This is a genomic window from Paraoerskovia sediminicola, assembly GCF_030296575.1.
In the GTDB taxonomy this organism is placed as follows: domain Bacteria; phylum Actinomycetota; class Actinomycetes; order Actinomycetales; family Cellulomonadaceae; genus Paraoerskovia; species Paraoerskovia sediminicola.
Genome location: NZ_AP027729.1, coordinates 976,042 through 998,376 on the forward strand (window position 1 = coordinate 976,042; position 22,335 = coordinate 998,376).

A 22,335-nucleotide genomic window follows, 5' to 3' on the forward strand; every position below is an offset into this window, starting at 1 on the left:
CCGCCCCGGACCGTGCCACCGAGGACGCCCGGGTGACCGCGGCCTTCACCGCCGGGGACGAGGCCGGTCTCGCGGAGGCGTACCGGCGCTGGTCGACGCTCGTGAACACGGTCGCCTACCGGTCGCTCGGCAACCGGGACGACGCCGAGGACGTGACGCAGCAGGTGTTCGTCGCGGCCTGGCGCGGGCGCGAGGGGTTCGACCCGGACCGGGCCAAGCTCTCGACCTGGCTCATGGGCATCGCCCGGCACAAGATCGCCGACGCCCACGAGGCCCGCACCCGGGCCCGGAAGCAGGAGCACGCCGCGCAGGTGACCGCTCCGAACCCTGTAGGGGAGTCCGACCCGGTCGGCGGTCGTATCGCGGACCGGGTGGTCGTCGCCGACGAGCTCGAGCGTCTCGGCGACCCGGGACGCACGATCCTCGAGCTCGCGTTCTTCCGAGACCTGACGCACACCCAGATCGCCGCGGAGCTCTCGCTCCCGCTGGGTACCGTCAAGAGCCACGTCAGACGCTCTCTGACACGGCTCCGCACACGATTGGAGGTGGATGGTGCACCACGTTGACCCGGAGGTCCTCGCGCTGCTCGCGCTCGGCGAGCAGCCCGACGACGTCGCCAGCATCGACGAGCGCGACCACCTCGACGTGTGCGCGCCCTGCCGCGACGAGGTCGCGTCGCTCGCCGCCGTGGCCGCCACCGGTCGTGAGGTGACGCCCGACGACGCGCCGCGCGCCCCGTCGTCCGACGTCTGGGCCGGGATCCACCGTGAGCTCGGGCTGTCGGACGACGTCCGCGAGCTCGGCGACCTCGGTCGCCCTGCCGACTGGGCCACCAGCGCGCCGACGGTCGCCCCGATGTTCGGGGTCCCGGCGCGACCCCACGAGCCACGAGGCCAGGACGCGCCGCAGCCTGCCGACCCCGGAACGATCGACCTCGCGGCCCGACGCGAGCGCCGCGCCGCTGGCCGCCGCAGGTTCTCCGGCGGCCTCGTCGCCGCCGCGGCGAGCGTCGCGCTGGTCGCCGGCGTCGCCGGCGGCGTGCTGTGGGCCGGACGCGACGGGGGCGTCTCCGGCAGCGAGACGATGCTGGCCGTCGCCACGCTCGACGCGCTCCCCGCGTGGGACGGCTCCTCCGGTCAGGCGTACGTCCAGGAGGCCTCCGACGGCACCCGCCAGGTCGTCGTGCAGATGGAGGCCCCGTCGTCCGACGAGGGGTTCCACGAGGTGTGGCTCATCAAGGACGACCTCAGCGGGCTCGTGAGCCTGGGTGTCCTCGACGGGAGCGAGGGCACGTTCCCCGTCCCCGACGGCCTCGACCTCGACCAGTACTCGCTCGTCGACGTCTCCGAGGAGGGCTTCGACGGCGACCCTGCGCACTCGGGCGACTCGATCGTGCGCGGCGGGCTGACGCCGGCCTGAGGCCCCAGCCCTCGCTGCTCTCCCCTCCAGGTGCTTCTCCGGCGCCGTCGCTGACCCGACCGCCTCTCGCCGCCTGCGTCCGCCACGACCGAGGCCACCGCTGCGGGAGGTCCTAACGGTGAGGTGCGGTCGTGGGTCGCGAGACCGGACCGAGGTGCTTGGAGAGCACCCGGTTCCACGGCGTCGCGGGGAGCTCGGGGCGTAGTACGGCGAGCCCCGACCCGAACTTGGAGATGCGCACGGGTCGGTGGCCGTGCCCCCAGAGGATGCGGTCGAACGCCGACGGCGTCGACCCGGTCTTCGTCTCGACGACCGCCAGGCCGTCGAGCGTGGTGGAGCCGGTGACGCTCGCCGGGCGGGATCGCCCGGCGCCCGGGGCGCCCCCGTCGGGTCGATGCTCCAGCCGAGCCCGGTGTCGATCGTGACCCTGCTCGGAGCGAGCGGCTCCCGCCCCTGGTCTCCCCCGGTGCGGGGCGCCCCGCTGCCCAGCAGCAGCGTCGTCCGGCGGTATCGGGTCACGAGAGCCGGGGTCAGCGCCGCCACGTCGATCGCCGGGACGCCCGCGCCGTCGAGGGTCGACGCGACGAAGCCCTGGGCGTCCGAGGTGAGGCGGCTCCGGGCGTCCGGCCCGCAGACCACGCGCTGCTTCACGGTCGTGCCGCGCGGGCCGCGGGTCTTCACCTCGAGGAACGAGTCGCCCGAGTCGAGGTACGTCCGCGTCCTGACCTTGAACCGCCGCCGACGACGGTGCGCCGTCAGGTGGTAGCTCGTGAGCTCGGGCGTGTCGAAGTAGACGGACTCGTAGGCGAACGCGCGGACACCGTCGATCTCGAGGACCGCGGACGCGGGCTCCCGGCGGACGAGCTCGCCCAGAAGGCCGTCGAGGTCCGCGACCGGGACCACGTACTTGCGGTCGACCCTGGTCTGCAGCGCCGCCTGGGAGTTGAGGGCGGCCAGGTCGACGGTGGCGAGGTCGGCCGTCGCCGCGAGCGTGGCCGCGTCGGCCGAGGTCAGGCTCGTCGCCGACGCGGTCATCGCCCGGTCCCGACGAAGCGGTCGCCGTCGGCGACGGGCGCCGAGACCGGCGGAAGTCCTTCGGTGCCCGGCGCGTAGCGGACACGCGGCTCCGGGGCGACGGGCCGGCCCGAGCCGCGGGACGTCGTCCGACCCTCGGGGACCTGGAACCGGACGGCGACCAGGGTCGTGTCGTTGACGAGGTCGACGCGCTGGACCGTCACGGAGCGGATCTGACCGCCGAGGAGACCGGCCAGGTGCTCGGTGAGCCGGACCTCGTCGGTGATCGCGGTGTCGAGGAGCATCGTCTGGCTGCGGTAGCTGCCGAGCAGGCGGGGGTGGTCGACGACGAACATCACGACCACGATCGCGGCCATGAGGACCGGCGCGAGCCAGACCGGCAGGCCGCCGAGGCCGCCCAGTCCGCCGAGCAGACCGAGCGCGAGGGCGGAGAAGTAGTAGGCGACCTCGTGCTGGGCGATCTCCGAGGAGCGCAGCCGGATGATCGACAGGACGCCGAAGAGCCCGAGCCCGACCCCCGCTCCGATCGAGGCCGACGACAGCGCGCCGGCCACCGCGAGGACGCCGACGTTGAGCCCGACGTAGGCGACGACGAGGTCACGGCGGCGGTGACGTGGGAAGTAGACGCCGAACGCGAGCAGGGAGATCGCGACGAGGTCGGCGACGAAGAGGGCGAGGTGGGTCACGGTGTCCTCCGGGGACTGGGGTCTCGATGAGTGATGACCCCATGAAGCGCCCGGAATCTGTGCGTGGGCTTTGGACACCATGGGCGCCAGATTCGACTTCCCGTCGCCCGCCGCCCCGGCACGCTGGTGCCGTCAGCGGCCGTCGCGCTCCGCGAGCCGCTCGAGCATCTTGTTGTACTCGTCCATCTCGACGTCGCCGGCGCGCGCGACCTTCCGGTCCCGGCGCCGCGCCTCCTTCTCGTCGGACCTCGACCAGGACAGCGCCACGATCATCGCGAGCGCCAGCGTCGGCAGCTCGCCGATGCCCCAGGCGATGCCGCCGCCCTTCTGCTGGTCGACGATCGCGCTGGGCCCCCATGGCCTGCCCGTCAGGCCGAACCAGTCGGCCACCAGCAGCGAGTCCCCGGTCATGATCGTGACCCCGAAGAACGCGTGGAAACCCATCGTCGCGAGCAGGAGCAGGAGCCGCTGCGGGTACCCGAGCCGCTTGGGTCCCGGGTCGATGCCGATGAGGGCGTTGACGAACATGTACCCCACGAGCGTGAAGTGCACGATCATCAGCGCGTGCCCCAGGTGCGCCTCGAGCGCGAACCGGAACGCGGGCGTGAAGTAGAAGACGATCATCGACCCGGCGAAGTTCACCGCTGCGACCACGGGGTTCGCGAAGAAGTGCCCCCAGCGGGAGTCGACGAGGCCGAGCACCCACTCGCGCGGCCCCTTGGTCCCGTCCTTGCGGACCGGTACGGCGCGCAGCAGCAGCGTCACGGGGGCCGACAGCACGAGGAAGATCGGCACGATCATCGCGAGCGTCATGTGCTGGATCATGTGCGCGCTGAACAGGAGGTGGCCGTACATCGCGGCGCCACCGTTCGTCACCCACAGCAGCGTGATCATGCCGAGCACCCAGGAGACGGCACGAGCGGCCGGCCACGTGTCGCCGCGGCGGCGCAGCCGCACGAACCAGCGCAGGTAGACGACGATCCCGGCGAGGCACGCGAAGAGCCACAGCGGGCTCACCTGGTGGCCGAACGCCCAGTGGAACAGGTCGGGCTCCGGCGGCAGCGGGTAGCCGGTGACGAGCTCGGCCGGGCTGGACCCGGCGCCGAACTCCTCGTCCGGGACCGGCGGCGCCGTCGAGCCGAGCGCCACGGCGACACCCGAGACGGCACCCATGACCAGCAGCTCGACCGCTGCCAGGCGCCAGAACAGCCGCGTCACGGCCTGGTCCGGTCCGCGGTCGGGTCGCTCGCCGCGGGGCCCGGTGCCGGACGTCGAAGCACCGGTTCGCGCGCCGGTCACCGCGGCCGGGACCTGGGGACCGTGGCCGTCGCGCGCGTCACCGAGCGAGCGCAGCCTGCGGATCACCGCGCCACGGTGCACGTACCCGAACGTCCCGAGCACGACGAGCAGGACCACCTTGACGACCAGCAGCAGGCCGTACGGAGTCGCGAGGTCGGCGAGCGACGAGACCCGGATGACCGCGTTCCCGATGCCCGAGGCGCCGACCATGACGTAGCACCACGCGGCGATCACCGAGTATCGGGCCACCGCAGAGGCGAAGTCGGCCGTCCCGAGCGCGCCGCGGACCCGCCCGACGAGGAGCCCCGCCAGGCCGCCGATCCACACGGCCGCGCCGACGAGGTGCAGGAACATCGACGAGACGGCGAGGTCGTGGTTCGCCGAGCCGGCCGCGTGGCCCGTGCTCGCCTGGATCCACAGGGCGGCCGTCGCGAGCAGGGCCGTGACCATGGCGCCGTTGGCGGACCGCACGGCCATCGCCACCGCCGACGTGAGCGCGACGGTGAGGATGATCCCCAGGTAGAGCTGGCCGAGCTCGATCTCGGTGACGAACAGCCCGAGCTCGCCCCCGAACGAGGGGTCGGTGATCGGCGTGCCGGCGATCGTCGAGTACCGCAGCACGAGCTGGACGACCGCGAGGACCGCCCACGCCGCCGACGCGGTCCCGGCCGTCGCGAGCGCGCGCCGCCGCGGCCGGCCCGGCCGGAGCACCACGGCGGCGAGGACCAGCGAACCCGTGGTCACGGCGGCGCTCAGCTCGACGAGCACCGTCGACACCGGCAGCCCGTACATGGCGAGCGCGCCCGGGTCGACGAAGGTCGGGACGAAGATCTCGGAGAAGGTGCCGGCGGCGAGGACCGCCAGCACGGCGACGAGGACGGCAGCGGGCCCGGCGGCGACGAGCCACCACGGGGTGCCCGGCGCGACGACGGGGTCGGGGTCGGGCACGACGTCGGAGCCCTCATCGAGGGGCTGCTCGCGCGCGAGCGCGCGGTCGTCGACGTCACCCGACCAGGGTAGGTCGCGGCGGGGCCGCCGACGGACGCGGATGCGGCGTTGTGACGGGCGCCTCTCCGCGACCCGGCTCAGGCGGGAGCCGGGGCCCCGTCCAGCGCACGGAGCTCTGCGGCCCCCGACGCGTACCGGTCGAGCACGATCGCCGTCAGCCGCGGGTCCGGCGCGAGCGGCGCCGTCACGACGTCACCGCCGGCCTCGCGGACCCGGTCGAGGAAGAACCCCGGGGCGAGCAGGTAGGCGGCGACCACCACGCGCGGCGCCGTCGCGCGGGCCGCGGCGATCGCGTCGGCCACCGTGGGCCGCGCCATCGAGCCGTACCCGACGGTCACCTCGTTCGGCAGCTGCTCCCGGACCCCGGCGAGCACCTCCTCCACCGCGCGTGCCGCGCGCTCGTCGCTCGACCCTGCCGCGGCGAGGACCACCGCGTCGTCGGCGTGCAGGCCCGCGTCCCGGAGCCGGTCGAGCAGCACGTCGACGAGCCTGGGGTCGGGGCCGAGCGCGCCGGTGCGCACCGCGTCGCCCGTCCCCGGACCACGGTCGGCCACGGCCTCGGTGACGTCGACGTGGACGTGGAAGCCGGCCGAGAGCAGCAGGGGGACGACCACCGCGTCCCGCGGGGACGTCGTCCGACCCTCGTCACCTGGTGCCCCGGGGACCACGACCCCGTCCACCACGTCGCCCACCTCCGGCTCCTGGACGTCGACGAACGCCTCACGCACGTCGAGGTCGGGGCGCGCCGCGCGCACGTCGTCGAGGAGCGCGCGGATCGCGGCGCGGCCGGCGTCGTCGGCCGTGCCGTGCGAGCAACCGACGAGTACCGCACGCTGATCAGCGAGCGGGGCTCCACCGGCCGGACCGCGTGCGTGCTGGGGACCCTGCTGCGACATCGGCGCTCCTCCCGAGGCGTGCTCTTCAGGACTGCAACCGTAGCCTGCGCGCGGCCCGTCAGACCCGAGCAACTTCACCCTGAGATTTGTGCAGCGACCCTGTTCAATCCGGATGACCGCGGCCTAGACTCAGCCGTCGCCGTCACCAGAGAGGACCCGGAAGTGCCCTCACACCGCACCCTCCGCCTGTTCTCCGCCATCGTGGTGAGTCTCGTCGTCGCCACCACCGTCCGGCCACGACCCGAGCGCGACCTCGCGCCCACCCCGGACACCGCGTGCCGTGCGTGCGGCTGGGAGCTCGGCGAGCCCGCCTGGTCCTGCACCGGCCCGCACTTCGTCGTCTGCGACTGCTGCGGCGCCGAGAGCGGCGTCGACGACCTCACCCCCACGCAAGCACGGGACTACCGTCGCCGGTGGGTCGAGAACGGCGCCGTGTGGTTCGACCCCGAGCGCCGGCCCGAGAGCTGGGACCTGTACGCCCAGCTCTCGACGCTCCCGGACACCGGAGCCTGACCCCGGCCCGACCTCCGCTGACGGCTCTGGACCGCTCAGGCCGGGCTCACGACCCGCCGGCTCACGACCTGCCCGCTCAGGACCAGACGAGCGCCTGAGCCGGGTCCTCCAGCACACGGGCGACGTCGGCGAGGAACCGCGAGCCGAGCTCGCCGTCGACGAGCCGATGGTCGAAGCTCAGCGCGAGCTGCGTCACCCAGCGCGGCTTGATCTTCCCCTTGTGCACCCACGGCTGCTGCCGGATCGCGCCGAACGCCAGGATCGCGGCCTCACCGGGGTTGAGGATCGGCGTCCCCGTGTCGATCCCGAACACGCCGACGTTGGTGATGGTGATCGTGCCGTCGCTCATCCCCTTCGGGGTCACCTTGCCGGCGCGGGCCGTCGCCGTGAGGTCGGCGATGCCCTCGGCGAGACCCTTGAGGTCGAGCCGGTGCGCATCCTTGATGTTCGGGACCACGAGCCCGCGCGGCGTGGCCGCGGCGATCCCGAGGTTCACGTAGTGCTTGTAGACGATCTCCTGCGCCTCGTCGTCCCAGCTCGCGTTGATCTCCGGGTGCCGGTCCACCGCGAGCATCAGGGCCTTCGCGGTGACGAGCAGCGGGGTGACGCGCACGTCCTTGAACTCGCGGTCCTCACGGAGCTTCGCGACGAGCCTCATGGTCTTCGTGACGTCGACCGTCACGAACACGCTCACGTGCGGGGCGGTGAACGCGCTGGCGACCATCGCCTCCGCGGTGCGCTTGCGCACCGACCGCACCGGGACGCGGGTCTGCCGGCCGTCGACCGTGACCCCGCCCTGCTGCAGCCACGGCTCGTCGCCCTCGTAGGTCGCGAGCTCGCGGGCGCTCCCCGCTCGTGGTGCGCGACGACGTCCTCGCGCGTGACGATCCCGCCAGGTCCGCTCGCGTGGACGCTCGCCAGGTCGACGCCCAGGTCCTTCGCGAGCTTGCGGACCGGGGGCTTGGCGAGCACGCGCTCGCGGTGGCCGGCCGGGACGCCGCCGTCCCCGGTGCCGGTCTGGCTGCCGGTCTGGGTGTCGGACGACGTCCCGACGGACGGCGCCGACGGTGCGGACCCGGCGGGGGTCGCGGGCACAGGGGCCGGTGCCTGCTCCGGCGCCCGCTCGGATGCCTGCTCCGGTACCGACGCCGGGGCAGGCGGCTGTGTGGCGGCGGCCGGTGCAGCGGCGGGTGGTACGGCGGCAGCCGCGCGACGCGCGCGCCGCGAGCTGCCGTGACCGGCGACGCCGTACCCGACGAGCACAGCGCCGGACGCCTCGCCGGACCCGTCGGTGGACGACGCCTCGGCCGAGGTCGCGCCCGCCTCCGGTTCGGGCTCAGCCGGCGCGGCACCGTCCGGGTCGGTGTCGACGACGAGGATCGGCGTCCCGACGTCCACGGTGGCCCCCTCGGGGACGAGCACGTCGTGGACCACCCCGGCCCACGGGCACGGCAGCTCGACGAGCGACTTTGCCGTCTCGATCTCCACGATGTTCTGGTTCACCGTGACCGCGTCGCCCGGCGCGACGTGCCACTGCACGATCTCGGCCTCGGTGAGACCCTCGCCGGCGTCGGGGAGACGGAACTGCTCGTAGGTCGGCACGGTGTGCTCCTGTGCTTGTACGGGTACGGGTGTCGGGACGGGTCCGGGGCGGTCCTCGTGGCCGGTGGCCGGGATGCCCTGAACGCTAGTGGCTGAGCAGCCGGTCGACCGCCTCGAGGATCCGGTCGACGCTCGGCAGGTAGTCGTGCTCGATCTTCGACACCGGGTACGGGGCGTGGAACGCCCCGACGCGCAGCACCGGCGCCTCGAGGGAGTAGAAGCACTCCTCGGAGACCCGGGCCGCGACCTCGGCGCCGGGACCGAGGAACGTCGCCGCCTCGTGGACGACGACGCAGCGGCCCGTGCGGCGCACGCTGGCCGCGACGGTCGCCGTGTCGAGCGGGGACACCGCACGCAGGTCGACGACCTCGACGCTCGTCCCCTCGGCGGCAGCAGCCTCCGCGGCCTTGAGAGAGACGTGCACGGCGGCGCCGTAGGTCACGAGGGTCACGTCGGACCCGGGCCGCACGACCTGCGCCGCGTCCAGCGAGGCCCGCGACGCGTCGGTGCCGAAGACCGAGGTGTCGACGTCGCCCTTGTCCCAGTAGCGGGCCTTCGGCTCGAAGTACAGCACCGGGTCGGGCGACGCGACGGCCTCCCGGATCATCGTGTACGCGTCCTGCGGCGTCGACGGCGCGACCACGCGCAGGCCGGGGGTGTGCGCGAAGAGCGCCTCCGGGCTCTCGCTGTGGTGCTCGACTGCCCCGATGCCCCCACCGGACGGGACGCGGATCACGACGGGGACCTGCAGCCGACCCTTGGACCGGTTGTGGATCTTGGCGAGCTGGGTCGTGATCTGGTCGTACGCCGGGAAGATGAAGCCGTCGAACTGGATCTCGCACACCGGCCGGTAGCCGCGGAGCGCGAGGCCGATCGCGGTCCCGAGGATCCCGGACTCCGCGAGCGGCGAGTCGACGACCCGGTCGTCGCCGAAGTCCTTCTGCAGGCCGTCGGTGACCCGGAAAACCCCACCGAGGGCCCCGATGTCCTCGCCCATGAGCAGGACCTTCGGGTCCCCCTCGAGCGCGTGGCGCAGGCCGGTGTTGATCGCCTTGCCCATGGTCATCCGCTGGGTCTCGCCGCTCATCGGGCCACCTCCGAGGTCTCGAAGCCGGCCTCGTACTCGGCGTGCCAGGCTCGCTCCGCCGTCACGGTCCCGTGCTCGCTCGCGTAGACCGTGTCGAACATCGACGAGGCCGGCGGGGCCTCGAGCGCTCGGACGTAGGTGCGCAGGTGCTCCCCCAGCGCGTCCGCCTCGGCGGCGACCTGCTCGGCCCAGCCCTGGTCCCACGCGCCCTCGGACTCCAGGTGCTTGCGCAGCCGGTCGATGGGGTCGCGCTCACGCCAGCTCTGCTCCTCGGCGCGCGACCGGTAGCGCGTCGGGTCGTCGGACGTCGTGTGAGCACCCATCCGGTAGGTGAACGCCTCGACGAAGGTGGGGCCGCCGCCGGACCGCGCCCGCTCGAGCGCCTCGTCCATCACGGCGTAGCTCGCGAGGACGTCGTTGCCGTCCACCCGGACGCCCGGGATGCCGAACCCGTCGCCCCGCCGGTAGAGGGGGACCCTGGACTGCTTCGTGGTGGGCTCGGAGATCGCCCACTGGTTGTTCTGGCAGAAGAAGACCACGGGGGCGTTCGTGGTGGCCGCGAACACGAGCGCCTCGTTCACGTCACCCTGGGACGTGGACCCGTCACCGAAGTACGCGACCACCGCGGTGTCCCGGTCGGGGTCGCCGGTGCCGACGAGACCGTCGCGCTGCACGCCCATCGCGTAGCCGGTCGCGTGCAGGGCGTGGGAGCCGATGACGAGCGTGTAGAGGTGGAAGTTGTGCGCCTCCGTGTCCCAGCCGCCGTGGTCCACACCGCGGAACTGCAGGAGGATCTGCGCGAGGTCGAGGCCACGGGTGTGCGCGACGCCGTGCTCGCGGTACGACGGGAAGACGTAGTCCTGGGCGGCCAGCGCACGACCGGACCCGACCTGCGCGGCCTCCTGCCCGAGGCACTGCGGGAACAGCCCGAGCTCGCCCTGTCTCTGGAGCGCCGTCGCCTCGTCGTCGAACCGGCGCACCAGGACCATGTCCTCGTAGAGGCCTCGCAGCGCATCGTGATCCAGGTGCGCGACGCGCTTCGCGTACGGGGCGCTGCCGCCCTCGGCCGTGCGCTCGCCGCTCGGTGTCAGCAGCTGGATCATCTGCGCGTCGGTGGGGTGTGCGCTGCTCTCGGCGACATGCTCGGCAGCCGGGGTCTGCTGGTCCACTCGGGCTCCTCCGGACTCGTGCTCTACGGCTGCGCACCCGTGGGGTACGCACCTACGCTTCCGTAGGCTACGCCAGCGTAACCTACGGCACCGTAAGTTACGAGGCTCCCCGACCGGCCTTCAGGTTCCGAGTTGTCGGGCGCCTCCGACAGCACCGTACTGCCGCACCCCCGCGCACGCCTGAGCCCGGACGACGAAGGCAAGTCGTCGTTCGTTGCCCACGAATGAACGACCAGGGCGAGCCGGAAGGCTGAGCTGCGCGAGCAGCTCAGGCTCGTGGTCGCGACTCGTGTCCCATCATCGTGCGAGCCACCCTCCGTCTACTGCGAGCACCTGTCCGTGCACGTACTTGGCCGCCTGCGAGGCGAGGAAGACGACGACGTCGCCGACGTCGTCCGGCTCACCCCACCGACCGGCGGGGATGCGGACCGACAGCTGCGCGAGGCGGTCGGGGTCCGCGAGAAGTGCGGTGTTCATCTCCGTCGCCATGTAGCCCGGCGCGAGCGCGTTGACGTTGACGCCCTTGCCCGCCCACTCGTTGCACAGCGCCTTCGTGAGCTGGGCGACGCCGCCCTTGCTCGCCGCGTACGCGGGGACGGTGAGCCCACCCTGGAAGCTCAGGAGCGAGGCGAGGTTCACGACCTTGCCCGCGCCGCGCTCGAGCATCGGTCGGCCGAAGATCTGGCAGAGCTGGAAGACCGAGCGGAGGTTGACGTCCATGATCGCGTCCCACGCGTCGAGCGGGAAGTCCACCGCGGGGTACCGGTCCTGGGACCCGGCGTTGTTGACCAGGATGTCGACCGTATGGTCGGCGAGGACCTGCTCGCCGGCTGCCGCGATCGCGTCACCGTCGCCGAGGTCCACGGGGACGTGGCTGACCGTGCGGCCGAGGCCGGCGGCGTGGTCGGCCAGCTCGGACGATATGTCGGACCGGCTCAGCACGACGACGTCGGCTCCCGCCGCGAGCAGTGACTCGGTGATGCCGAGGCCGAGGCCCCGGCCCCCGCCGGTGACGACCGCGGTGCGGCCCGACAGGTCGAAGGGCGTGCTCATGCGTCTTCTCCTTCAGTGGGGGTGACGAGGACCTTGAGGCAGTCGGCCCCCGACGCGGCGGCGTCGAACGCCTCGGTGATGCGGCTGAGCGGGAAGGCCTTCGTCGGGAAGAGGTCGAGGCCGAGGGCGTCGTCCGCGATGAGCTCGATGGCCCGGCGCACGTCGGCGGTCGTGTACACGCGCACACCGACCATCGACAGCTCCTTGAAGCACACGGCCTGCAGGTCCACCGCCGTCGGCTTCTTGTAGACACCGACGATGACGATGCGCCCGAGGACGCGCGTCGCCGCCGTCATCTCGGCCGCGACGGACGGGTGCGCAGCGCTGTCGAACGTCGTGTCCGCGCCCGCACCGTCGGTGAGCTCGTTCACGACGTCGGTGATGGTCGAGCCCTCGGGGACCACCGTGAGACCCATCGACGCGGCGACCTCACGCCGCCAGGCACTGGGCTCGGTGATCACGACGTGCGAGGCACCCTCGTGGCGCGCCACCAGGGCGGTGAGGATGCCGATCGGACCGGCACCGAAGACGGCGACCACGTCGCCCTTCTCCATCCCCGAGCGGCTCACGGCGTGCACGGCGACGGCGAGCGGCTCGGCGAGCGCGGCCGTCCGAGCGTCCACCGACGAGGGGACCTCGTGCAGGACCTCGGGGGCAGCGCGACGTACTCCGCGGCGCCACCCGGGGAGTCGATGCCGTAGAGGCCGAGGCGGGCGCAGACGTGCGCCTGCCCGTGCATGCACGAGCGGCAATCGCCGCAGGAGATCAGCGGCTCGACGACGACGAGCGCCCCCGCGGCGGGACCCGATGCGCCCGCGGTCTCGACCCAGCCGGACATCTCGTGGCCCAGGATGATGCCGTGCTGGGCGCGCGGGTGCGTGCCGTGGAAGATCCCGAGGTCGGTCCCGCAGATGCCGTTGTACGCCATCCGCACGAGGGCCCAGCCCTCGGGGACCTCGGGGCGCGGGACGTCGTGCGCTCCGACCTCGTCGGTGCCGGTCCAGACCGCGGCTTTCATCGAGCTCATCGAACCGTTCCTTCCTGCTGGGGGACGGCGCTGCAGCGCCCTGGGGCCCCGAGCACCTCGGGGTTGACGATGTTCCGGGGAGCGCGGCCCGCGCAGACCTCGACGACGTTCTCGACGGTCCGACGCTTGAGCTCCTCGTACGACTCCTCCGTGTACCAGGCCAGGTGCGGGGTCAGCACGACGTTGTCGAACGCCATGAGGCCATGACCCACCGGGACAGGCTCCTCCTCGTGCACGTCGATCCCGGCGCCGGCGATCGCGCCACGCTCGAGCGCGTCGATCAGCGCGTCCGTATCGACGACCCCGCCACGGCTGGTGTTGACGATGATCGCGTCCGACCGCATCCGAGCGAATTCGTCGGCGCCGATCATCCCGCGGGTGTCGTCGTTGAGCGGCGTGTGCAGCGAGATGACCTGGGAACGCTCGATCAGCTCGTCGAGGCTCACCGACGGGAAACCGCGGAACGTGTCCTCGCTCGGGTCGGCGGCGCTGTCGTAGCCGATCACCTCGTAGCCGAGACCGGCCGCCTTGCGTGCCGTGACCGAACCGATCAGGCCCATGCCGATGATGCCGAAGACCCGCTTACCCGTCTGGTAGAGAGGGCGGACCACCGGAAGGTCGAACGATCCGGCGCGCACGCCGCGGTCGAGGCGCGGGATGCCGCGCGCGACCGAGAGCGTCAGTCCCAGCGCGTGGTCCGAGACCGCCTCGGTGCCGTAGTCAGGGACGTTGCAGACCGCGATCCCACGCTCGGTCGCCGCAGCGATGTCCACAGAGTCGACCCCGACGCCGTAGCGCCCGATGACCTTCATCTCGGGCAGGGCGTCCATCACCTCGGCAGTGATCTTCGCGTACTGCACGACGATGCCCTGCGCACCGGCGCAGTTCTCGACCAGAGCGTCGGAGGTGAAGGACTGCGTGATCCGCAGCTCCCCGCCACCGGCCTCGACGACGTCCTGCTCGATCGCGAACGAATCGTGATCGCACTCGGTGATCGCGACGAGAGGTCCCTTTTCCTGCGCCCCGCTCACCGAGCCCGATCCGGAACTCGGCCGGCTCGTCGTTCCTGATGGTGTACTACCGAATGCACCGATCTTCCCCATCGAAAAACTCCTTCGTCTCGTTGCGGCGCGGCTCTCGCGGCATGCATGGGTGGTGACATCGGCCTCGTCGCCGCCGGCCTAGCCGCACTCTTGACTAGAAAACCGGTTCACCACTCGCACAAGACTAGTCGATCGTGCAGACAGGATCAGGACGCCAGCTGTCAGCGCCAGCTGGCGGAGACCTCCAGGAGGAGGTCCGTCGCCTCCGGCTCCCCGACGCTGACCCGGATCCCCTCGCCCGCGAACGGGCGCACGAGCACACCGGCCGCGGCCGCCTCGGCGGCAGCCGCCACCGTGCGCTCGCCGAGCGGGAACCACACGAAGTTCCCCTGGGCGTCGGGCAGGTCCCACCCCCGGTCACGGAGCAGCCCGACCATCCGGTCGCGCTCCGCGACCACATTCTCGACGCGTACGAGGAGCTCGTCCCGCGCCGCGAGGGAGGCGATCGCGGCGTGCTGAGCGAGGTGGTTGACGCCGAACGGGGTGGACGTCGCGCGGATCGCGCGGGCCAGGCGCTTGCGCGCGACGGCGTAGCCGACCCGCAGCCCGGCGAGCCCGTAGGCCTTCGAGAAGGTGCGGACCAGGACGACGTTGCGGTGCCGGTCCAGGGTCGCGAGCCCGTCGACGACCCGCGGGTCCCGGACGAACTCGACGTACGCCTCGTCCACCACGACGAGGACGTCGCTGGGGACGGCGTCGAGGAACGCGTCCATCTCGTCCTGCCGGACGGCCGGTCCCGTGGGGTTGTTGGGCGTGCACACGAGGACTGCGCGGGTCCGGTCCGTGACCGCAGCCGCCATCGCGGGCAGGTCCAGGCGGGCGTCGTCGGTCAGGGGGACCGGCACCATCTCCCCGCCCGCGACCGCCACGACGATGGGGTAGGCCTCGAAGGACCGCCACGGCACCACGACCTGGTCGCCGGGTTCGAGGACGGCCTCGAGCACGTGCTGCAGGACCGCCACGGAACCGTTGCCCACCACGACGTTCTCCGGCGTCACCCGGAACGGGGCGACCTCGGCCGCCAACGGGTCCTGCGCCGACGACGACGCCAGGTGATCGGCGATCGCGGCGACCAGCTCCGACGCGTACATGTCCGGGTACCGGTTCACGTCGTCCGCGGCGTCCGCGATGGCCGCGACGACGGACGGCAGCGGCGGGTACGGGTTCTCGTTGGACGAGAGCTTGTAGGCCGCGGCACCGACCGGGGTGCGGGCGCCCGGGACGTAGGCAGGGAGACCTGAGACGGACGGACGGACGGGGACGCGAGGGGCGCGGCGTGCGGTCACGGTGCCAGGATGCCACGGCACGCCGCCGGTACGCGGTCGCGGTGCTCGTCGGGCGGTCGCCACGCGGCCGTCGCGGTCGCCGCGCGGCCTGTCGTCCGCGCCTGCCAGAATGGCCGGATGAACTTCCTCGTCCGCGCAGCGATCATGGCGCTCACGTTCTGGCTGACCAGTCTCATCATCGACGAGCACTTCTTCATCGTCGACAACGGGACCATCGCGGGAACCGTCATCGTGATCTTCGTCGTCGCGTGCCTGTTCACGCTGGTGAACATGATCGTGAAGCCGATCGTCCAGATCATCTCGATCCCGCTCTACATCCTGACCCTCGGTCTCTTCCACCTGGTCATCAACGCGCTGATGCTCATGTTCACCGCGTGGATCACCGAGGCGGTCGACTGGGGCATCCGGCTCGAGGGCGGCTTCTGGTGGGCTGTCTGGATCGCCTTCATCATCGCCGTGATCAACCTGGTCATCACCGGGATCGTGCCCGGGGACCAGAGCGGCCGGCGCCGCTGACGCGTCACGGCGCGCCGTCCGAGCCCGGACGACGCGGGCCGGACGCCGCGTCCGCCGGAACCAGGTGGCCCTCGAACACCCGCGACTCGACCATCGCCCCGCTGAGGAACTCGGCCACCTCACGCTCCTGACGCGCGAGCCCGACGTCACCACGATCGAGGGCGGCCCGCAGGACCCGCAGGTGCGACTCCATGTCGTGCGGGAACCCCGAGCCGCCACCGTCGGGCTCCGCGAGACCCTGGACGAGCACCTGGTTATCCGACGGCTCGTTCGCGCGCCCGTCGAGGGCGTCCACCACCTCCCCCACCACGTCGAGCTTCGTCGTCTCGACGTCGCTCGGGATCTCGTAGCCCCCGGTCGGGGCTCCTGCGAGCGCCAGGCGGCTCACCGTGAAGCCGGAGTCGGGCATCCCGGCGATCACCGCGGCGATGAGACCCCCTTGGCTGTGCCCGGCGATCATCACCTCCTCGTCCGCGCCGATGCCTGCCTGCCGCATCGCCTCCATGACGGCCTGGACGCTCCCGGTGATCTCGCGCCGCTGCGGGTCCGGTGACATGAGGTCGAGGTTCTGCGGCCACCCCCGCACCGCACCGCTCTCGTTCTCCGTCCCGGGCACGGTGACGAGCCAGCGGGTGGTCCCGTCGTCGTCGACGTACTTCTGGACGCCGATCGACCCGGTGGGCCGCAGGTCGGAGCCGCTGTCGTAGAGGGGATCGATCCCGGCGAAGACATCGGTCATCGTCTTGGCATCGGCGAGCTGAGACTGCTCGGGCGAGAGCTCGGTGACGACCGGCCGGTCGTCCCAGCGGTCACGCAGACCGTCGAGGACCCAGCTCAGCTCCTCCGCGGCGCCGGCCGCGTCCAGACGCACGGGGCCGCCTCGCCGGCCGGTCTGCCGACCGTCACCGTCCGTGGGTGCCGGACCAGGGATCTGGCCCGCCGTCCGGCCGGGCACAGTCACCCGCCCCAGCCGCGACCGGAGGTCCGTCAGCAGCACACCCAGCACGCCCGCCATCCCCGGTACACCACCGATCCACTGCGGTTGACCTGACCACGGCAGCCCCGGCGGACCGGGCAGGCCAGGCGGGCCGGCCAGGACGGGCATGCCTGGGAGCCCCGGGAGACCTGGGAGCCAGGGCGTGGCCGACCCAAGAGGCAGGCCGGGCAGACCCGGCACCCCCGGCACGGGCGGCACCCCCGGCACTTGCGGCACCAGCAGCCGCTGGTCGTCGAGGAGCCAGAGGCCGCCTCGTCGGACCGTCGACCTGCCGCCGAGCGCCTCCCCCGCCCCGCCCGTCAGCAGTCGCCCGGTGCGGCCGACCAGCCGTCCGCTCGCGTCCAGCGTGGCGGTTCCCCACCGGTACGCGGCCCCCGACACGGCGCCGCCGACTGCGAGGTAGGGGGCGAGGCCCCGGATCACCGGCTCGTACATGACGCCGGCCGACGACGCGAAGTGCCCCATGTCCCACCCGTCGCCCAGCACCCAGTGCCCGACCACCGAGGCGAGACCCACGTGGACGGTGATCATGACGGCGGTGACCGGGGCGAGGAGGCTCGCGATCGTCACGATCCGGTCCGCGTCCCGCGACAGCCCGTACGAGACGAGGCTCTCGGTCTCGTCGTACCGGCGTGCGGCGAGCGCCATCCGGTCGGACACGATGCGGATGCGCTCGGCGAGGTCGCATGCGGCGTCGCCTGCGGCGAGCGCGTCTGCGACGAGGTCGTCGCGGCATCGCCGCAGGGTCACGGTCGACACCGCGCCGGCGGCCGTCGGGTCCGCCCACACGGGGGTCACGTCGTCCGCCCCGAACGACGCGGCTCCCGCAGCGCGCACGAACGACTCCTCGACCGTCAGGACCGCCGCGGTGCAGCGTGACGCCACGTCGTCGGCCGCTGCCGCGGATCCCGCGAGACGGAGAGCTCGGTGGCTGATGGCCTCGGTCTCGGCGGACGTGGCCCGGCCGCCGACGACCCAGGTCCGGCCGATCGGGTCGGTGCCGTCGGAGCGGACCGAGGCAGGCATGGTCACCACCCTCCGACGACCGCCGCCCGCACCGCAGCGGCACGGCCCTCGTCGATGTCCTGGGTCAGCGCGTCCCATCGACGCGCTGACTCCTCAGCGGCGATCACCAGGAGCGCGAGCCTGCGCGCTTCAGCCGCGAGGTCGCCGAGCTCGCGGGCGTAGGCTTCCGCGGCGCGCCCGGTCCAGTCGACGCCCTCTGCGTGCGTGACCTCCCACGCCACACCGTCGACGAGCGCCCGCGCCTCGGTGAGCGACGCGACCACGCCGGACGGGCGCACCGGGTCGAAGTAGCTGTGTCCCATGTCCGGGACGCTAGGCGGCAGGGCGCGACGACCTCGCGCCCAGGGAGCCCTCCGCGGACGGACGGCCCCCAGCCTGCCCTGTGGACGGCCAGCGCGGCCGGTGCCCACGCCAGTACCGATGCAGGTGCCGATGCAGGTGCCGCCGAGCACCGTGGAAGAATCGGTGCCGTGTCCGAGAACCTGAACCAGAGCCCGGCGGGTCCTGCCCGCGCCCGCCTCGCCGACGCCGAGCCCGCCATCGCGCTGGGCCCGCTCGACGGCCGCTACCGCGGGGCCGTCGCCCCTCTCGTCGACCACCTCAGCGAGGCCGCGCTCAACCGTGAGCGGATCCACGTCGAGGTCGAGTGGCTCATCACGCTGTGCGACGGCGTCACGGGAGTCACGGACGGCCCGGTCGTCCCCGGCGCACCCGGGCTGACGGACGCGGACCGCGCGTACCTGCGAGCGATCGTCACCGACCTGGACGCCGACGGGATCGCCGAGCTCAAGGAGATCGAGCGCACCACCGTCCACGACGTGAAAGCCGTCGAGTACTTCATCAAGCGGCGCCTCGACCGCGCCGCCGAGACGCTCGGCGGCGAGACCGCGCTCGCGACCGTCGGCGAGCTCGTCCACTTCGCCTGCACGAGCGAGGACATCAACAACCTGAGCTACGCGCTCATGGTGCGCGACGCCGTCCGACAGGTGTGGGCGCCCGCGGCGCGCGACCTCACCGACCAGCTCGCCGACATGGCCCGCGAGTCCGCGGCGGTCCCGCTGCTGAGCCGGACGCACGGGCAGCCGGCGACCCCGACGACGCTCGGCAAGGAGATCGCGGTGCTCGCGCACCGCCTGCGCCGCCAGCTGCGCCGCATCGACGGCGCCGAGTACCTGGGCAAGCTCAACGGAGCGACCGGCACCTACGGGGCGCACACGGTCGCCGTCCCCGGTGTCGACTGGCCGGCCGTCTCCCGCGCGTTCGTCGAGGGTCTCGGGCTGACCTGGAACCCCCTGACCACGCAGATCGAGTCCCACGACTGGCAGGCCGAGGTCTACGCGGACGTCGCACGGTTCAACCGGATCCTGCACAACCTCAGCACCGACGTGTGGACCTACATCTCGCTGGGGTTCTTCACGCAGATCCCCGTCGCCGGGGCCACGGGCTCGTCGACCATGCCGCACAAGGTCAACCCGATCCGCTTCGAGAACGCGGAGGCGAACCTCGAGATCAGCTGCTCGCTGCTCGACACGCTCTCCGCGACCCTCGTGACCTCACGGCTGCAGCGCGACCTCACGGACTCGACGACGCAGCGCAACATCGGACCCGCGTTCGGGCACTCGCTGCTGGCGATCGACAACGTCGCCCGCGGCCTCAAGGCGCTCGCGGTCAACGCGCCCCTGATGGCCGACGACCTCGACGCGAACTGGGAGGTGCTCGGCGAGCCGATCCAGTCGGCGATGCGCGCAGCCTCGGTCGCGGGGGTGCCCGGCATGGAGAACCCGTACGAGCGGCTCAAGGACCTCACGCGCGGGCACCGGCTCACCGGGGACGAGATGCGGGAGTTCGTCGCGGGGCTCGGGCTGCCGGACGACGTCACGGCCCGCCTGCAGGCCCTCACCCCGGCGACGTACACGGGAATCGCGGAGCGCCTGGTGGGCGAGTACCTGGACTGACGCCCCAGCAGACCCCTCTCTGACGCCGAACCGGCGGTTGTGCGTGATCCGAGGCTCAGGATCACACGCAACCGCCGGTTCGGCGTTGTAGAGGTGCCGGTTCGGCGTCAGACGCGCGCGGGCTCGTCCTCGCGGCGGCCGCGGTCGCCTGCGTCGTCTGTGCTGTCGGTGCCGCTGCTGTCGCCGTCCGAGCGCTCACCGGTGCCGTCGGTGCGATCGCCGCTACTACGGCCGCCGGCCTCGCTTGCGTCGTCCGTGTGATCGCCGTTGCCCGCCGCCGGGTCGAGCACGACGTTGCTCGCGCCGTCGACCTCGAGCGACTCGGGGAGCACGTCGCGCTCGATGCGGGTGGCGAGGGCTTCTCCTCGACGAAGAGCAGCGCCACGAAGCCGACCACGAGGAGCGGAAGGATGTAGAGGAACACCGGTGTCAGGGCGTCGTTGTACGACCCGACGACGATGTCCTTGAGCTCGTCGGGGAGCTGCTGCACCATCGCCGGGGTGAAGGAGTTGGTGTCCGCGCCGGACGCCGAGGCGGGCAGGCGCTCCGCCATGAGGTCGGCGAGGTTCTGCACGAACAGGCTGCCGACGATCGCGGAACCGATCGAGGCGCCGATCTGGCGGAAGTAGTTGTTCGCCGCCGTGGCGGTGCCGACCACGCGGATCGGGAACGTGTTCTGCACGATGAGCACGAGGATCTGCATGCTGAGCCCGAGCCCGAGGCCCATGACCGCGAGGTAGGCGCACACGACCCAGACGGCCTGCCCGGCGTCGAGCGTCGAGAGCAGGAAGAGGGAGAGCGCGACGAAGCCGACGCCGAACACCGGGAAGAACTTGTACCGCCCGGTCTTCGACACGAGCCGGCCCGAGACGACCGAGGTCACGAGCATCGTCCCCATCATCGGGATCATGAGGAGCCCGGCGACGGTCGCGGACTTGCCGGTGACCATCTGCAGGTAGGTCGGCATGTAGGCCATGGCCCCGAACATCGCGATGCCGATCGTGAGTCCGGCCACCGTGGTGAGGACGAAGTTGCGCTCCTTGAAGAGGTAGAGCGGCATGACGGGCTCGGCGGCCCGCTTCTCGACCAGCACGAAGGCGACGCCCGCGACGACCGCGCCGGCACCGAGGGCGAAGATCTGCGCCGAGGCCCACGCGTAGGTGCTGCCGCCCCACGTGGTGATGAGCACGACGCAGGTCGAGGCGAGTGCGAGCAGGACCATCCCGGCGACGTCGATCTTGGGGCGCGAGCGCTCGACCTTCGGGAGGTGGAGGAACTTCGCGGCGGAGATGAGGGCGAGCACGCCGAGCGGGAGGTTCATCCAGAACGCCCAGCGCCACCCGATCGACTCGGTGAACCAGCCGCCGAGCAGCGGCCCGGCGACGGAGGCGAGCGCGAAGACGCCACCCATGATCCCCATGTACTTGCCGCGCTCCCGGGCGGGGACGACGTCCGCGATGATCGCCTGGGCGAGGATCATCAGGCCACCGCCACCGAGGCCCTGGACGGCGCGGCCGGTGATGAGGGTCGCCATGTCGGTCGAGAGCCCGCCGATGACGGAGCCGACCATGAACAGGCCGATGGCCACCATGAAGAGGGTCTTGCGACCGACGAGGTCACCGAGCTTGCCGTAGACCGGCATCATGATCGTCGCCGCGAGGATGTAGGCGGTCGTGACCCAGAGCATGTGGTTCACGCCGTCGAGCTCGCCGACGATGGTCGGGAGCGCGGTCGCGAAGATCGTCTGGTCGAGGGCGGAGAGGAGCATCGCGACCATGAGGCCGGCGAACACGAGCAGGATCGAGCGGTGGTCGCTCGCTGCCGTGGAGTCGTGCGTGTCGGGTCCGGTGCTGTTCTGCACGCCCGTAGAACTGTTCGTCATTCGGTGAACGTACACCCAACATGAACTATTCGGGAAGCCGAATCAACAGTGGTACTGTTCACACCGCCGGCCACCAGCGCCGCGAGGGACGAGACCGGAGGACCGATGACCGACGCGCGCAGGGCGCTCCTCGACGAGGTGCAGCACCTCGAGGCCGAGGTCAACTACGCGAAGAACCTGGAGCAGACGAACGAGCTGCTGTCGGCGAACCTGACGATCCAGCAGGTCCGGGGCCTGATCTTCGTCGCCCGCGAGGGCTCGATGACGAGCGGTGACCTGGCCGCGATGCTCGGGGTCGCACCCAACGTCGCGACCGGGATCATCCAGCGCCTGGTCGAGCGCGGGCTCGTCCAGCGCTACGAGGACCCGCACGACCGGCGGGTCAAGCTCCTGTCGACGACCGACCACGGCGAGACCCTGCTCTCCGACGTCCGCGGCGCCGCCCAGGCCCAGCGTCGCCTGCTGCTCGAGCACCTGTCGGACGACCAGCTGGCCTCGCTCCACGAGATCCTGCAGGTCCTGGCCCGGGCCGCCCAGGCGGCCGGCGCACCGACCTCTCCACGACCGGTGCCCGCGACGGCCTCCTGAAAGGCCGCCCGGCGTACCGTCGGGGCATGGCCCGGACCGACCCCCTCGCCGCCGTCCTGCCCGTACGGGACCTCGCGCTCGACGCCGTCGGAACCCTCCGCACCGCCGCCGAGCGCGCCGCCGGGATCCCCGCAGCCCCCTGGACGAGCGACGGATCGCCGCCGCCTTCGGCAGCGACCGCGTGTTCA

At 72.2% G+C, this 22,335-nt stretch carries 20 protein-coding genes and 2 pseudogenes; 6 read left to right on the forward strand and 16 right to left on the reverse strand.

All coding sequences use genetic code 11. The features are described from left to right. Positions 1-32: 32 nt before the first annotated feature. Positions 33-566 carry an RNA polymerase sigma factor gene (locus QUE47_RS04615; protein ID WP_286219390.1) on the forward strand — a complete coding sequence of 178 codons (534 nt, stop codon included), beginning with the start codon at positions 33-35 and terminating at the stop codon, positions 564-566. Next, positions 550-1,419, forward strand: a complete 870-nt coding sequence (locus QUE47_RS04620) for an anti-sigma factor domain-containing protein (RefSeq protein WP_286218760.1) — start codon at positions 550-552, stop codon at positions 1,417-1,419. The genes QUE47_RS04615 and QUE47_RS04620 overlap by 17 nt, the downstream gene beginning before the upstream one ends. Positions 1,420-1,531: 112 nt before the next feature. On the opposite strand, the gene QUE47_RS04625 is transcribed toward QUE47_RS04620, so the two are convergent. From QUE47_RS04625 to QUE47_RS04650, 5 genes and pseudogenes are all read right to left on the reverse strand, one after another. Next, positions 1,532-1,660, reverse strand: coding sequence for a hypothetical protein (locus tag QUE47_RS04625; RefSeq protein ID WP_286218761.1), 129 nt, complete (start codon positions 1,658-1,660; stop codon positions 1,532-1,534). A gap of 305 nt (positions 1,661-1,965) precedes the next feature. After that, a pseudogene (locus QUE47_RS04635) lies at positions 1,966-2,454 on the reverse strand (VTC domain-containing protein); the annotation flags it as partial. Next, a complete protein-coding gene (locus tag QUE47_RS04640) occupies positions 2,451-3,140 on the reverse strand; it encodes a DUF4956 domain-containing protein (RefSeq protein WP_286218763.1) in 690 nt (229 codons plus the stop codon). The pseudogene QUE47_RS04635 and the gene QUE47_RS04640, both read right to left, overlap by 4 nt. A gap of 132 nt (positions 3,141-3,272) precedes the next feature. Further along, the gene (locus tag QUE47_RS04645) at positions 3,273-5,387 is read right to left on the reverse strand and encodes a bifunctional copper resistance protein CopD/cytochrome c oxidase assembly protein (protein WP_286218764.1); all 2,115 of its coding nucleotides are present in this window, start codon (positions 5,385-5,387) and stop codon (positions 3,273-3,275) included. Positions 5,388-5,524: 137 nt separating this feature from the next. Beyond that, on the reverse strand, positions 5,525-6,343 hold the full coding sequence (locus QUE47_RS04650; protein ID WP_286218765.1) for a sirohydrochlorin chelatase: 819 nt from the start codon (positions 6,341-6,343) through the stop codon (positions 5,525-5,527). Positions 6,344-6,505: 162 nt separating this feature from the next. Between QUE47_RS04650 and QUE47_RS04655 the strand changes: the two genes are divergently transcribed. Next, a complete protein-coding gene (locus tag QUE47_RS04655; RefSeq protein ID WP_286218766.1) occupies positions 6,506-6,856 on the forward strand; it encodes a hypothetical protein in 351 nt (116 codons plus the stop codon). A gap of 76 nt (positions 6,857-6,932) precedes the next feature. Here the strand turns inward: QUE47_RS04655 and QUE47_RS17125 are convergent. The 8 genes and pseudogenes from QUE47_RS17125 to hisC all read right to left on the reverse strand — a co-directional run bounded on the left by QUE47_RS17125 (position 6,933) and on the right by hisC (position 15,183). Continuing rightward, positions 6,933-8,458, reverse strand: a pseudogene (locus tag QUE47_RS17125) (dihydrolipoamide acetyltransferase family protein). Positions 8,459-8,543: 85 nt separating this feature from the next. Next, positions 8,544-9,545 (reverse strand): alpha-ketoacid dehydrogenase subunit beta, encoded by a 1,002-nt coding sequence (locus QUE47_RS04665; protein WP_286218767.1) that lies wholly within the window; start codon positions 9,543-9,545, stop codon positions 8,544-8,546. After that, positions 9,542-10,648 (reverse strand): pyruvate dehydrogenase (acetyl-transferring) E1 component subunit alpha, encoded by a 1,107-nt coding sequence (gene pdhA / locus QUE47_RS04670; protein WP_286219391.1) that lies wholly within the window; start codon positions 10,646-10,648, stop codon positions 9,542-9,544. Before pdhA ends, QUE47_RS04665 begins: the two co-directional genes overlap by 4 nt. A 363-nt stretch (positions 10,649-11,011) precedes the next feature. Next, the gene (locus tag QUE47_RS04675) at positions 11,012-11,767 is read right to left on the reverse strand and encodes an SDR family oxidoreductase (protein WP_286218768.1); all 756 of its coding nucleotides are present in this window, start codon (positions 11,765-11,767) and stop codon (positions 11,012-11,014) included. Beyond that, positions 11,764-12,390 carry a zinc-dependent alcohol dehydrogenase gene (locus tag QUE47_RS04680; protein WP_286218769.1) on the reverse strand — a complete coding sequence of 209 codons (627 nt, stop codon included), beginning with the start codon at positions 12,388-12,390 and terminating at the stop codon, positions 11,764-11,766. Before QUE47_RS04680 ends, QUE47_RS04675 begins: the two co-directional genes overlap by 4 nt. Beyond that, a complete protein-coding gene (locus tag QUE47_RS04685; RefSeq protein WP_286218770.1) occupies positions 12,333-12,794 on the reverse strand; it encodes an alcohol dehydrogenase catalytic domain-containing protein in 462 nt (153 codons plus the stop codon). Before QUE47_RS04685 ends, QUE47_RS04680 begins: the two co-directional genes overlap by 58 nt. Continuing rightward, complete coding sequence (locus QUE47_RS04690) at positions 12,791-13,897, reverse strand: C-terminal binding protein (protein ID WP_286218771.1); 1,107 nt, start codon at positions 13,895-13,897, stop codon at positions 12,791-12,793. Before QUE47_RS04690 ends, QUE47_RS04685 begins: the two co-directional genes overlap by 4 nt. Before the next feature lie 161 nt (positions 13,898-14,058). Continuing rightward, on the reverse strand, positions 14,059-15,183 hold the full coding sequence (hisC, locus tag QUE47_RS04695) for a histidinol-phosphate transaminase (RefSeq protein WP_286218772.1): 1,125 nt from the start codon (positions 15,181-15,183) through the stop codon (positions 14,059-14,061). Between the two features lie 117 nt (positions 15,184-15,300). Between hisC and QUE47_RS04700 the strand changes: the two genes are divergently transcribed. Beyond that, positions 15,301-15,699, forward strand: a complete 399-nt coding sequence (locus QUE47_RS04700) for a phage holin family protein (RefSeq protein WP_286218773.1) — start codon at positions 15,301-15,303, stop codon at positions 15,697-15,699. A gap of 4 nt (positions 15,700-15,703) precedes the next feature. Here QUE47_RS04700 and QUE47_RS04705 read toward each other — a convergent pair whose 3' ends face one another. After that, on the reverse strand, positions 15,704-17,722 hold the full coding sequence (locus QUE47_RS04705; protein WP_286218775.1) for a hypothetical protein: 2,019 nt from the start codon (positions 17,720-17,722) through the stop codon (positions 15,704-15,706). Positions 17,723-17,724: 2 nt separating this feature from the next. After that, positions 17,725-18,024, reverse strand: a complete 300-nt coding sequence (locus QUE47_RS04710) for a hypothetical protein (protein WP_286218776.1) — start codon at positions 18,022-18,024, stop codon at positions 17,725-17,727. Positions 18,025-18,192: 168 nt separating this feature from the next. Here QUE47_RS04710 and purB point away from each other — a divergent pair, with 168 nt between their 5' ends. After that, positions 18,193-19,677, forward strand: coding sequence for an adenylosuccinate lyase (gene purB, locus QUE47_RS04715; RefSeq protein ID WP_286218777.1), 1,485 nt, complete (start codon positions 18,193-18,195; stop codon positions 19,675-19,677). 61 nt (positions 19,678-19,738) lie between these two features. Here purB and QUE47_RS04720 read toward each other — a convergent pair whose 3' ends face one another. Further along, the gene (locus QUE47_RS04720) at positions 19,739-21,559 is read right to left on the reverse strand and encodes an MDR family MFS transporter (RefSeq protein WP_350227679.1); all 1,821 of its coding nucleotides are present in this window, start codon (positions 21,557-21,559) and stop codon (positions 19,739-19,741) included. Between the two features lie 105 nt (positions 21,560-21,664). On the opposite strand from QUE47_RS04720, the gene QUE47_RS04725 reads away from it, so the two are divergent. Then, positions 21,665-22,147 carry a MarR family winged helix-turn-helix transcriptional regulator gene (locus QUE47_RS04725; RefSeq protein WP_286218778.1) on the forward strand — a complete coding sequence of 161 codons (483 nt, stop codon included), beginning with the start codon at positions 21,665-21,667 and terminating at the stop codon, positions 22,145-22,147. Positions 22,148-22,335 lie beyond the last annotated feature (188 nt).